This is a genomic window from Paenisporosarcina antarctica (assembly GCF_004367585.1).
GTDB lineage: Bacteria > Bacillota > Bacilli > Bacillales_A > Planococcaceae > Paenisporosarcina > Paenisporosarcina antarctica.
In genome coordinates, this window is record NZ_CP038015.1 from 2,706,913 (window position 1) to 2,719,409 (window position 12,497).

The following is a 12,497-nucleotide window of genomic DNA, read 5'->3' on the forward strand; positions in this document are numbered from 1 at the left end:
CCCCGGCACGAGAATTCAAACAAGAGCGAGCGATACCTTTCATTCATTGTCACTCGATAGATAAACTTGAGCCACAATTGTCTTAAGCTTTTTTTCCAGGTGTTCTGCTAGCGAATAGCTGGCTGCTTCTTTAATAAGCTACCTCAACGGGATCAGGCGCAGCAGATGTCCTAGGTTGCCACCGTTTATTTTATAGTAACTTTAAGGGCGTTCCACTAAAGTATGGTTCCAGCCGTTTATCTTTTCTTTTGATAAAGCTTTAATACAGAATGTTGCAACCTTTGTAGTGATCCAAACCTTCTTTCAAGTAAAGTAGAATGATCCTTTATAGGTAGAAACAAGCAGCCGTATATTCGGTGATACTTTTTGTGAACGTGAACCTATTTTCTACGCACACCTGATGCAAGATTGCCATTACGGTTGTCTGTTTTGCACATGATAAACTTAAGGATGATTGGAGTGGAAGACGGCGAGAAAAAAATGTGCTCCTGCGGTTACTCGTCGCAAAGATATTGGACGAATGAAAGTTTCGTCCAATATCTTTCCAGCGGGAATAGCATGAGCTGAAGACCCCACAGACGAGCTTGCTCGTCGAGGAGACTGAGGCCATGCCCGCGGAATGCGTCCGTCTGTTTCTGCATCGCTTCGCTAGCTTCGAAACATGGAAGTGCGCTGAAACGGAAATCTACCTCTACTAAAAAAAGGAAACTGCCCTTTGTCATATTTTATGACTTTTAGGACAGCTCCTTTTTACTCTATAGGTTATGGTGCAGCGGTTTTTGCAGTCCTTAGCGAACCGGAAACCTTGAGTAGGTTCTGCCCCCGTTTACTGACACTACCTATCTACAAAATTATTCAAACAAGTCTTTGCCTATTGCTAACTCCCCGCCCAAAAGCGTGAAATTACGAATATCATATTTCTCAATCAAATCTGCAGTTGGCTGCGGTATCCCATTATGTCGTACCAAGATAATAGGTGCCTTATTCTTAGCCGCTAATACCGAACCTGTCATAGCATCCGCAAAAGCTTCACCAGTTGCCACATATACCTTATCCGTAGACAGATCCAACATCTCAATTACAGCTACCGCCGTCTCATATCTACTTTTACCTGCAATTCGAACAGGTTTATTTAATTGGTCAAATACAGAAGTTGAAACGGCCAAAGTCCCACCCATTACAATCGTATTCGGAATCGACTGTAATGCATCTTTCGTTTCACTAGGTAGACTATTCGTTTTCGTTAACAAAATTGGATAGCCGTTTTGTGCAGCATATGACGAAATCGTCAATGCATCCGGAAAACTGAATCCATCTGTGACGATGGCTTTCGTTGGATTGCCACCCATTCGTTTTGCGATTTTCATTGCTGTCTCAAAGCGATTCTTGCCCGCTATTCTCTCGACAAAAATACCATGTGAATAAAGAGTATTCACTACCTCTTGAGATATCGCGAGTTCTCCACCAACGATGATGACCTTCTTCGTTTCTAAACGCTTCAGCTCTGCAATCGTTTCAGCGCTCAATGTGTTCTGTTTTGTTAAAAGAATCGGTGAATCTAATTGATACGCAAGTGGAGATGCAGCAAGCGCATCTGGGAAATCGTACCCTTGCGCTAGAATAACGGTATTAGCGGTATCCCATCCTTTTTTAGAAATAGCGATTGCTGTTTTAATGCGATCGGTTCCTGAAATGCGTTCGACTGTTTTCGCGCCTTTTTGTACCGTAACATTTACAGTTTTCGTGTTGTCGCCAACCGTCACTGTGATGCTAGTAGTTCCTTCTGCCTTTGCTGTAATCAAACCAGCATTTACAGAAATCACTTCTGTGTCGAAGCCGTTATATGTTGCAGTTGCTGTAACGTCTTCATCTGTAGATGTGTCGTCAGCTTTTGTTGTTGTTTCTGTTACTACTAATTGCTCTGTTGCATCTACTTCTAAATCAACAGTTGTCTTATTAACTGACAATGTTTTAACAGCATCGACTGGATCTTTTAAGTCCACTTGAATTAATACTGGTTCATGGTCAGATGCACGACCGTGAATTTCCATGTAGTTAGAGTTGACATGGATGATGTCGACTTGTGTTCTTTCAGCCAAATTATCAGATACTAGGATGTGATCAAGAACTTGATTATTTCCTTGATAATAGTAAGTGAAACGTTCCCCAGCTGGTACTTTTTCAATCATATTCGTCAAGATTCCACCTTTAAGTGCCTCAAGTGTTGGTGTGAATTCGAAATCATTCATATCACCAGCTAAGATTACTTTTAGGTTTGGATCTTGTTCTTGTCCTTTTTTAATAAAGTCATTAATCATGGTCGCAAGTTCAATACGTTCCGCTTCTGAACCTAAAAATGGAGGTTGGTTTTTCCCAAATAACGGTTGGTCTCCACCTTTAGAATTTAAGTGAGTGCCGATCACGACTACTTTCTCACCTTGGAACTCAAATTGAGCTGCTAATGGTTTACGTGTGTTTGCCTGAGGCAAGTCTAGGATTCTACCAGGGTTTTTAGAGAGTTCTCCATCTACCCAAGTTACGGCTTCCGTTGAACTGCCTTTTGTTCCTTTAGAAAGTGTTACACGTTCTGGATTGTATAGGTAACCTACGCGGATATTCCCGCCTGGTTGTCCACCGTCTTCATTGTATTCTGGCGCGATGTCCGTCCATTCGTATGTTGGACCTCCAGCTGCCACGATTGCTGCTATTAGACGTTCATAGCTTTCAGTCGCATCAGGATTGTTTGAAGCTGTTGCACCATCATTATCTTGGACTTCTACAAGCGTGATAATATCAGGTGATTTCATGTTGTCGACGAATGAGCGTGCAATTTTCTCTACTTTTTCATCCGGTGTTTGTGTGCTATTATTCGAGAAGTTTTCAACGTTATATGCTGCTACGTTCAGTTTGTCTTCCACTGGCTCGATATCGGTTACTAGATTAGGTTTGTCGACTCGTGTGATGTCAGGTAAATCCGATTCTTGTGCCCACAGTTTGTAATTACCAAAGCCGAAGCCCATAACGCCAATAATGTTTCCTGTGTAATAGTCACCAGATTTTGCATCGTAATCTTCATTATCAAAGTCTACAATAATACGTTCTGGGTTGTAATCAGTTGCTGAGATGTTGATACCACCTAAAACATTAAAATCATTGTTCGTAGAGTTTTCTGCTACTACCACGACTTCTCCGTATTTTTGTGGACCTACTACTTTCGCATTTGGAACTGATAAGCGCATTAATTCAACCGATTCCCAGAAATCAATGCCATCTTCTTCAGGATCAAAAGATGTCAATTGATCGTTGTCGATCATTTCAGTTGGTGGGAAGATGTCCACTCCGATTACTAATGGTGCAGGAATTGTTGCTGTTTCTGAAGCTACTGTTGAAGTTGCACGAATACGTGTAACTGGTAAATCATTTGATTTCATGTCTGAATAGCCTTCGTAAAACCACTCTTCAACTGTTCCTTCAACGGTAACTAGGTCACCTACTTTTAGTCCATTTGAAGCTTTGTTTACAATGAGTGCTTCAGACGTCGTGTTGTCGTCATCTGGGTTGATATCTTGGATGACAAAGTTCGCACCGTTATACAGGTGAGTAACAACACCCGTGATATCTTTTACGTTAGCACCTTCGTAATCTGAATAATGGCCATCCCCTTGAATATCACGGATGAATAGGTTGTCCACTTTCAAGATCTTATACGTAAATGAGAAAACTTCAGAAGTCTTGTCACTTACAGCGATGGCTTTGATTGTTGCGTCTTTTGTTAAGGTAATAGGTGTTGTATATTGTGTGCTTGCTGGTGTTGGTGTTGATCCGTCTACCGTATAGTAGATCGTCGCGCCTTCGATTGGTGTAATTAATGAAATTTCTGTTCCTTCAGATACTGTTCCAGGGAAAATATCTGTGTAAACTGCAGGTTTATTTACTAGGTCAAAGCTTTCAAGACCTAGTGTTTTCACTTGGTAAGTTGTATCGAACTTAGATGCGATCCCAGAAACATTTACAAGATCGCCATTTTTGTAGCGTTTGATGAAGTCGTCATAAGCCAAGCCATTACGGTTATCGTTACGGATGACAACAGATTCACCATTTTCATGTGTTGCAGTGAATTCGAATGTACCGTAATCATTTACTTTTGTTAAGTCCGAAATCGTGACATTGTTTAATAGAATACGTTCAGCTTGTGTGTCTTCTTTCACTCCAGCTGGGGTGATGTCTTGTGCTGCTGGTAGTGGGTTTGCTGAAGATTTAACGGAAATTTTAGATGGTTGAATTTGAAGTTCGCCATTGTATGGGCTTACTTTCCCTTCAAGCTCAACGATGTCACCAGGTTGAACGTCAGCTGCTGTTGTGTATACATAAATACCAGCTGAGTCGTCTTGGATATAGAACGCTTTACCGCCCCAGAATCCAGTACCTGTTGTTACAGTTCCAGTTACTTTGATTAATTTTGTTTCATCAGTTACTGCACGAGCAGCAGCGATGTCAGCCATTTCTTCAGCTTCTGGTGCTGGTTCGCCTTCAGAAATGATGGTGTATGCACTTGCACTTTTTAAACCTGGAACCGAGAAATAAGCTTCTAGATTTCCAGTTATGGTTACTTCAGCTTTAAAGTTTTCTGGGTTATCTTTTAAATTGATTGCTGTACGAACAGCAGTGTTAGGTAATTGAACTGGCAGGATTTTAGCTGCGTTTGTTTCATCCGGACTGTCTGCTAGTCCGACATTTGAATTAACGGTAAATGGTGGATCTTGGTCATAACTCGAGCCACTGCTTGCTGTTCCGACAATAAATCCTTTTACTGTTGCTGCGCCAGTGTTGTTGGCAATCGCTTCAGCTACAGTTATTGTGTCAGCTGCTTGTACACTTGGTGCTGTGATAAAAGGTGCTACCATTGAAATTACTAGTAAGATTGCGAGTAGCATCTTACTAAGAGCATGTTTCAAAATACCTTCTTTCGACATCCATTTCCACTCCTCAGTGTGTGTTTTGTTATACGTTCAAATTATATCAAACTATTGGAATCGTTTTCCATAATATTGTGTAAATATTGTATGCTTTTTGTAAAGATAGGTAAGAAGTCTGACTTTTATGTTAATTTAAGCATACTCTCTCATGGCTCGTTAACGAAAGAGAACTACAAACCTAAGTGAAGTAATTGAACCACTGTGTGGACTCTGGTTTCTGGGTCGCTTTGGACGGCACGGCTGCTGCAGGATAACCTAGGGATTAAAAAGAATCTTTATGTGACGTTGTCACATAAAGATTCTTCTTTTTTAGAGGCAATCTTGCGGCGGTTGTGCGTCCTTCGCTCGCCTTCAACCTCAATGTGCATAGTGTTTTGGGTTTGGTTTACTAGTGAATGGTCACTTACTGCTTAGAAAGGAATGGGCCGAAGATACAATTTCGGCCCATTTCTGCTTGTTGTAAAGTGGGTGCAATTCCACAACCTGAATGGATTTCACACACTGCATAGTTTGTGAAATCCTATCTTGCATCTTTATAGAAAGAACAAATAAACTATGGCAGATCATACTTTCGCGGTGCTCGTTAACGAAAATATAAACCCTAATACTAAGTAAGTGGCAGAGCTATTGAGCCACTGCATCTGCTTAGGTTTCCGGCTCGCTGTGGACGGCACATCGGCTGCATCATAACCTATAGAGTATAGAAGAATGGTGATGTGACGTTGTCACATCACCATTCTTCTTTTTTAGAGGCAATCTTGCGGCGGTTGTGCGTCCTTCGCTCGCCTTCAACCTCAATTCAATGTGCATAGTGTTTTGGGTTTGGTTTACTAGTGAATGGTCACTTACTGCTCAGAAAGGAATGGGCCGAAGATACAATTTCGGCCCATTTCTGCTTGTTGTAAAGTGGGTGCAATTCCACAACCTGAATGGATTTCACACACTGCATAGTTTGTGAAATCCTATCTTGCATCTTTATAGAAAGAACAAATAAACTATGGCAGATCATACTTTCGCGGTGCTCGTTAACGAAAATATAAACCCTAATACTAAGTAAGTGGCAGAGCTATTGAGCCACTGCATCTGCTTAGGTTTCCGGCTCGCTGTGGACGGCACATCGGCTGCATCATAACCTATAGAGTATAGAAGAATGGTGATGTGACGTTGTCACATCACCATTCTTCTTTTTTAGAGGCAATCTTGCGGTGGTTGTGCGTCCTTCGCTCGCCTTCAACCTCAATGTGCATAGTGTTTTGGGTTTGGTTTACTAGTGAATGGTCACTTACTACTTAGAAAGGAATGGGCCGAAGATACAATTTCGGCCCATTTGTGCTTGTATTAAAGTGGGTGCAATTCCATTTTCTATAGTCCCTTGATAGTAGCAAGGTTTTCGTATGTTTTAAGATACTTAGGGGAGGTCCATCATCACCTGAATTTAAACAGGAGCGTAGCGAAAAAGTATCCATTTTGTTTGCGCGTGGTGATAATCTCGCGGGAGATCGATCAAAAAGTATTGGCCAAAGACAACCATATGGCTCAAGTTTTATCGAAATTCGTTTCATTAGCTAGTTAACTTGTTTCATGAGACTCGTTTTAAACGACTGTTTCCTATATAAATTATTTATCGGTCAAGTTCGGGTGTTTATCGGCCAACTTGAGCATTTTATCGGCCATTCTGGAGATTTATCGGCCAAACACGTCTCATAAACTAGTTAACTTGTTGAAACGGCTACTAATAAATGAAGACTTTTAGTAAGACTCTTTCACTAACGAAAAAAAGCCAAGAAGCGACAGCGAAGTGACTCCTCTATAGGTTTTTACACTCTGTTTGAAGAGGACTTAAAATGGTTTTGTTTTCGCTACGCTCCGGAAACCCCCTCTACCTACGTCTGTAAAATGGAATAGCTTATAGTAATTTTCCGTATTAGTGTAACCCACAAATTGAGCGCATTCGTTTCTTACACAGCTACGGTAGAGCATGGAAAGACTTCTTTCAAATAACGCAGATAGTATCTTTATAGTTAGTAACGAGCGGCCGAAATTTCATCTTCGGCCGCTTCTTTTCTAGGTAGTAAGTGTCTATTCACTAATAAACCAAAATCAAAGAACTGTGCACTTATTGGTTGTAGGCGAGCGACGGACGGAAATCCGCCGCAATATTGCCAGCCAAAATAGAAAACGAGCGATGTGAAAACGTCACATCGCTCGTTCTCTTTATTCCCCAAGTTATTCTGCAGTGGCATTGCCGTCCATAGCGAGTCGGAAACCTTTATCCCTCCACTTGTTTTTGTCCATTTGAGCCGGGTGGCACTATTACGCCCAAAATGCACAGGTACCAAAAGGGGGAAAGGTGCCACCCACTATTGTGAATTTCGACTATTTTTGGCCGTATGTTTTAAATTGTTCGGCCATATGAGCCATTTCTTTATCATCTAGGATGGCTGGCTCTCCGACTGTTTTCGCTTTTAAGTATACTTCGCAACAGAATTCGATTTCTTCTGCGATATCAAATGCTGTTGCCAGATTGCCCGCTCCTGCGAGTAGTCCGTGATTCGCTAGCAGAACTGCTTGACGATCTTGCATTGCATCGAAAGCATGGGTTGCTAGTTCCGGTGTTCCGAAACTAGCATATTTAGCACAGCGTACATTTTTCCCCGCAAATGCAACTAAATACGATACTGCAGGTAAACTCCATCGAAGTGAAGCAAGTACGCTAGCGTTTAGAGAGTGTGTGTGGACAACGGCATTTATGTCTGTGCGTTTCTGATAGAAAATCGCATGCATAGGAAATTCACTCGAAGGCTTTCTTTCCCCTTCAATAATGTTCCCTTGTAAGTCGCACACAACTACATCTTCAGTCGTCATGATATCGTAGTCAACACCACTCGGACTAATGATCATATAGCCAGATTCTCGATTAAAGATGGAAATATTGCCTCCCGTCCCTTTTGTAAGGCCCCTCGTCTTCAGTAACTTACAATAATCAACAAGTACATTGCGCTCTTTCATGAACATCAGTGTGTCCTCCTTATGTGTAGTAGTTCCTTTATCGGTATTACTTAAAGAAAGAAAATACTAAACCCACATGCTTAAATGGGTGGCAGGCAAACCACCTGCCACATTTCCTGTTGGCTATCCATTCTTTAAGAAAGAAATCCTAAACGGTGGCGACCATACTCTCGCGGAACACCTGATTAAGAACGCTTTAAGAGAATAATTTCTCTAGGTTTTCCCCATAAGGTGCTCGCACAATGCCCTTTTCGGTGATGATTGCCGTTATGTGTTGGGCGGGTGTGACGTCGAAGGCTGGGTTATAGACCTTTACGTCGGCAGGTGCTGTGAGTTTACCGAAGCCTTCGATGACTTCGGATTTATGTCTTTCTTCTATTGGTATGCCCGCTCCGTTTGGCGTGTTTAGGTCGATTGTTGGTGTTGGTGCTGCTACGTAGAACGGGATGCCGTAATGTTTAGCTAAAATGGAGACGCCGAGTGTGCCGATTTTATTGGCTGTATCTCCGTTTGCTGCGACGCGGTCACAACCTACAATGACGGCTTGGACTTTGCCTTGAGACATGACCATTGCTGCCATGCTGTCCGTAATGACCGTGACATCGATGCCCGCTCTGCTTAATTCAAGTGCAGTTAATGTTGAACCTTGTAAACGCGGACGTGTTTCGTCAGCATATACTTTAAAATTCCAGCCTTTTTCCTTTGCTAAATACATGGGAGCAGTTGCGGTTCCATATTTCGATGTCGCGAGAGCGCCAGCGTTACAATGGGTTAAAATCCCGATACCGTCAGATAGTAATGTTAATAAATTCTCGCCAATCATGCGGTTGATTTCTTCATCTTCTTTATGAATGGCTTGTGCTTCTGCTAATAGTGCTTCTTTATAACTAGCGTCCGTGATTTTAACTGCTGTCATGCGTTCGAGTGCCCAAAATAAGTTCACAGCGGTCGGTCTAGATGTGGCTAAATACGCGACGTGTTTCTGCACTACTTTGCCCAAAACGGTTTGGTCTAGGTCTGGTTTAAGGTCGCGAACACCTAGGTACACGGCATATGCAGCTGCGACGCCGATAGCCGGGGCACCGCGGACTTTCATGGTGACGATGGCATCCCAGACGCTTTCGACGGTGGTGAATTCTTCATAGACGATTTCATTTGGTAATTTGGTTTGGTCAAGTAGCACCAGTGCGTTGTTTTTCCACTGGATCGGATTGAGTGCTTCAGTCATTTTTTTCCTCCTGTCGTGCGTTTTGGAGTGCCGTTACGTAATCTCCACCATGACTAAAATCATGTGGATTCAGAATCAATGTTTGTGCGACGCGTAGGCAGAGTCGTTCTGCTTTTAGGCGATTTTCAATTGGTTCTATAGTGGTGATGTCTTTTACTTTTGCTAGTCCGACGATGCGCCGTGCGAGTTCGAGTCCCGCCATGCCCGCTGTGTCTTTAAGAATATTTTGCATATAATGTTGTTTGAAGTCCGAATTTTTGGCGACAACTTCAGTTGCATATTCGTCCCATGCTTTGTTGAATTTGGTGTCGAACAAGTCCAAGACGTCGAATAATGTGTGTTCGACCCATTCGGTGAATTCTTTCTGTTCATATGCGTCCCCTCTTGCCCATGCGAAAATGAGGTTGGCCATGATGTTTCCGATATCGTATCCCATTGGACCGAAGAATGCGAATTCAGGATCAATCATTTTCGTGTCGTTTTGGTCAATGAAAATAGAACCTGTGTGTAGGTCGCCATGAAGGAGTGACTGGCTGTTGTTCATGAAATGGAATTTTAGTTTTGCGACTTCTACGTGTAGTTCTTCGTTTGAGTACAGATGTGTTTGGACGAATTGTTCGTTGCCAGGTGTCACTTCGTTGCGGTTAAACTGATTATGGAATGGCTCAGTGAACACGAGGTCTTCCGAGATTTCACAAAGTTCTGGGTTGATAAATTTACGGACTAGTTCTTTCTTGTCTTTATGGTTTAATACGACGTCGCTTGTGCGCAGTAGTGTGTTGACCATGAAGTCGGTGATGTGTTCGGCGAAATTCGGGAATGTTTCAAACTTTGTGAGCGCTGTACGCATGATGGTTAAGTGAGATAGGTCTTCCATGACGCAGCAGCTCATTGTTTCATCGAGTAGGTAGATTTCAGGGACGAGTCCAGGAGCTAGTGTGTGTTGAAGTATTAGGGCTTCGGTTTCGATTTTGTTACGGGTTGTGGAGAGTACGAATTCGTCTGAAATGCGTGCAGTGGTTCCCGCTTGTTTGACTATGACTGAGTCGTTGGTGTCATTGTTGAGGACACGGTAGACATAGTTGAGGTTGCCATCGCCGATTTCTAGACATGTTATGTTTTGTGCATTTTTAAAGGTATGTATGTTGGCTTTGACGTAGTCTTTTACATGGTCTGTGTTCATGAGAAAGTATTGTTCAAATGAAGGCATTTTAGTGTGCTCCTTTGAAAGTAGTTTTTCTTTTATCATATCATTTGGGAAAGTTTTGGGAAAGCTAGGGGGGATTGTGATACTTACGTGCCAAAGAAAGATAAGATACATGCATTTGGGGAATCACCTGAAATTCATGGGATGGTGCTCTCGCTGGGCTCGTTAAAGCAAGAAAACTCTATTGATGGCATGCTAGCGTAGGTTTCCCGGCTCGCTATGGACGGCTTATCTGCTGCAGGATAACCTAGGGAGTAAAAAGAATCTGTATGTGACGCTGTCACATACAGATTCTTCTTTTTTAGAGGCAATCTTGCGGCGGGTGTGCGTCCGTCGCTCTCCTTCAACCTTGACCTGCGTAGGTCTTTGATTTTGGTTTAAGTAGTGAATGGTCACTTACTGCTAAGAAAAGAAGCAGCCGAAGATACAATTTCGGCTGCTCATTACTGACTATAAATGATCATTCTGCGTTCTTTGAATGAAGGGTTTTGCTCACTATAAAGTTTGCAGCATTCTATATCAAAGCTTTAATTGAAAGAAAAGATGATCAGCTAACATCCAGAATGGGACTCTCGCGTGATTCGTGTAAAATAGCGGGTAAAATATAAGGATAATTATGTAGAATTGAATAAGTAGTAAAGTCACTACAGTAATCATTGTTAGGTAGCGCTTTATCAAGCATTAGATCACGAGGGGTAGTAATAAGTTATCTAGACATTTAAAGCATAAATTAAAGTAGTATCATGTATGGAATCTTGTCTTCATTTATACTGTTAATCGAGAGGGTTTATATAATTTTGTAAAGAAGGAGACTATTATGAAAATAAATTTGGTAATTTTTATTACATCAGTTCAAGAGAAAAAAGAAAATAATAGACAAGAATTAATGATGAAAACATTTGAATCCAGTTTTCGTCCTGTTAAAGGGGATATAGTAGCTGACCCGGGGTTTCATTCTGGATTTCATAATGGATATGAGATTGTTAAGGTTACTATTAATTATGCTTCAAATGAATGTTATGTTTCTCTAACACCACTTGTGTTAGAAATTGAGGAAATTAAGATAGAAATCTATATAGAGAAACTTGAAGCAAATGGTTGGCGTGTTGTCTCTAAAGAAGAATTAAAAAGTATGTAAAAAGATAATATCCCTTTAGGATTAATAGCTGAACAGAAGGAGTTTGTTGGGAAAAACAGGAGTTAATGAACACCCCGTATTTATAGTGTTTTCTGAGGTTTGACACTTGCATAAATGTTCAAGAACTCGTTCAACAATCTAAGTTCAGTAACCTATACGTATGCTAAGTTTAGATACATGATTAAAGTATAGGTCATTAGAAAAAGCCACCTTGTAAAGGCAGCCGGTTGTTCAACTAAGCACCATTTAGTTGAATTAACTATTTACAGTTGTTAATACTGTTTGTTAGAACACTTGGTCCTAACTTATCTGTTTTGGAATTTGAGAGACGCACCTGAACTTCGACATTCTTCATTTCTGCTGTAATTAAATCAAATCGTCCAGCCCAACTTGGACCATTATCCTCTGGGGTTGGATAAAGCTTAAAACGCCAACTTATTTCTTCGGGAATAGACGCAAAGCCTTCATAGCTATCGAAGTCTCCATAAGAAGATGGTTCAGGAAGATGAACAGCAAGAATACTTATATTAGTTCTTGCAAAACTTGGTGGGTTTAATTGCACTTTATAGATTAATGCTACACCTTTTGCATTCACCAGAATTTTATCAACAGATTCCAACGTTAGACTACAGGGCTCTGAAATAGCTTCTAATAATTGTTCGCTTTCTTCGTTTATTGCCTTTACTTGTGTTGGTTTTTCCCAAGTTAGATATAACACCGTTGTTAGACTTAATAGCAATAGCAAAGATATTAATGATATTTTTTTCATCTAATCACCTACCTAATTTAAGGTAGTATTTCCATGTGATAAGACAATATTCTTATTCAAATAAATAGTTAAACAAGCGACTGAATAATCCGTCCGTAAAACCTCAGTAGGTTGACATAACACCCGTTCACGGAAGTAGGTAACTCATTACTCAATAAGAAAAGCTGTCC

General features: G+C 41.2%; 8 protein-coding genes. 2 read left to right on the forward strand and 6 right to left on the reverse strand.

The genetic code is table 11. The features are described from left to right. Positions 1-851: 851 nt before the first annotated feature. The 3 genes from E2636_RS13125 to E2636_RS13130 form a co-directional block, all read right to left on the reverse strand. A complete protein-coding gene (locus E2636_RS13125) occupies positions 852-4,973 on the reverse strand; it encodes a cell wall-binding repeat-containing protein (protein ID WP_134210600.1) in 4,122 nt (1,373 codons plus the stop codon). Positions 4,974-6,997: 2,024 nt separating this feature from the next. Beyond that, on the reverse strand, positions 6,998-7,219 hold the full coding sequence (locus tag E2636_RS19025) for a hypothetical protein (RefSeq protein WP_166669527.1): 222 nt from the start codon (positions 7,217-7,219) through the stop codon (positions 6,998-7,000). A 133-nt stretch (positions 7,220-7,352) separates the two neighbouring features. Continuing rightward, on the reverse strand, positions 7,353-7,994 hold the full coding sequence (locus E2636_RS13130; protein WP_134210601.1) for an L-fuculose-phosphate aldolase: 642 nt from the start codon (positions 7,992-7,994) through the stop codon (positions 7,353-7,355). Between the two features lie 67 nt (positions 7,995-8,061). Here E2636_RS13130 and E2636_RS19585 point away from each other — a divergent pair, with 67 nt between their 5' ends. After that, positions 8,062-8,193, forward strand: a complete 132-nt coding sequence (locus E2636_RS19585) for a hypothetical protein (RefSeq protein WP_279587104.1) — start codon at positions 8,062-8,064, stop codon at positions 8,191-8,193. On the opposite strand, the gene mtnA is transcribed toward E2636_RS19585, so the two are convergent. Together mtnA and mtnK are read right to left on the reverse strand one after the other, a co-directional pair. Continuing rightward, positions 8,182-9,213 (reverse strand): S-methyl-5-thioribose-1-phosphate isomerase, encoded by a 1,032-nt coding sequence (gene mtnA, locus E2636_RS13135; RefSeq protein ID WP_134210602.1) that lies wholly within the window; start codon positions 9,211-9,213, stop codon positions 8,182-8,184. The two genes, E2636_RS19585 and mtnA, sit on opposite strands and share 12 nt — an antisense overlap. Next, the gene (mtnK, locus tag E2636_RS13140) at positions 9,206-10,423 is read right to left on the reverse strand and encodes an S-methyl-5-thioribose kinase (protein ID WP_134210603.1); all 1,218 of its coding nucleotides are present in this window, start codon (positions 10,421-10,423) and stop codon (positions 9,206-9,208) included. The genes mtnA and mtnK overlap by 8 nt, the downstream gene beginning before the upstream one ends. 814 nt (positions 10,424-11,237) lie before the next feature. Here mtnK and E2636_RS13145 point away from each other — a divergent pair. Next, entirely contained in the window at positions 11,238-11,558 is a 321-nt protein-coding gene (locus E2636_RS13145) for a hypothetical protein (protein WP_134210604.1), read from the forward strand. Between the two features lie 259 nt (positions 11,559-11,817). Here E2636_RS13145 and E2636_RS13150 read toward each other — a convergent pair whose 3' ends face one another. Continuing rightward, positions 11,818-12,327, reverse strand: a complete 510-nt coding sequence (locus E2636_RS13150; protein WP_134210605.1) for a YoqH family protein — start codon at positions 12,325-12,327, stop codon at positions 11,818-11,820. Positions 12,328-12,497 lie beyond the last annotated feature (170 nt).

What these genes read in the sequence shown, in the direction of transcription:
- E2636_RS13125 (WP_134210600.1), bottom strand. Translation starts at nt 4,973, where the DNA reads ATGTCGAAAGAAGGTATTTTGAAACATGCTCTTAGTAAGATGCTACTC.
- E2636_RS19025 (WP_166669527.1), bottom strand. Translation starts at nt 7,219, where the DNA reads ATGCCACTGCAGAATAACTTGGGGAATAAAGAGAACGAGCGATGTGAC.
- E2636_RS19585 (WP_279587104.1), top strand. Translation starts at nt 8,062, where the DNA reads ATGCTTAAATGGGTGGCAGGCAAACCACCTGCCACATTTCCTGTTGGC.
- mtnA (WP_134210602.1), bottom strand. Translation starts at nt 9,213, where the DNA reads ATGACTGAAGCACTCAATCCGATCCAGTGGAAAAACAACGCACTGGTG.
- mtnK (WP_134210603.1), bottom strand. Translation starts at nt 10,423, where the DNA reads ATGCCTTCATTTGAACAATACTTTCTCATGAACACAGACCATGTAAAA.
- E2636_RS13145 (WP_134210604.1), top strand. Translation starts at nt 11,238, where the DNA reads ATGAAAATAAATTTGGTAATTTTTATTACATCAGTTCAAGAGAAAAAA.
- E2636_RS13150 (WP_134210605.1), bottom strand. Translation starts at nt 12,327, where the DNA reads ATGAAAAAAATATCATTAATATCTTTGCTATTGCTATTAAGTCTAACA.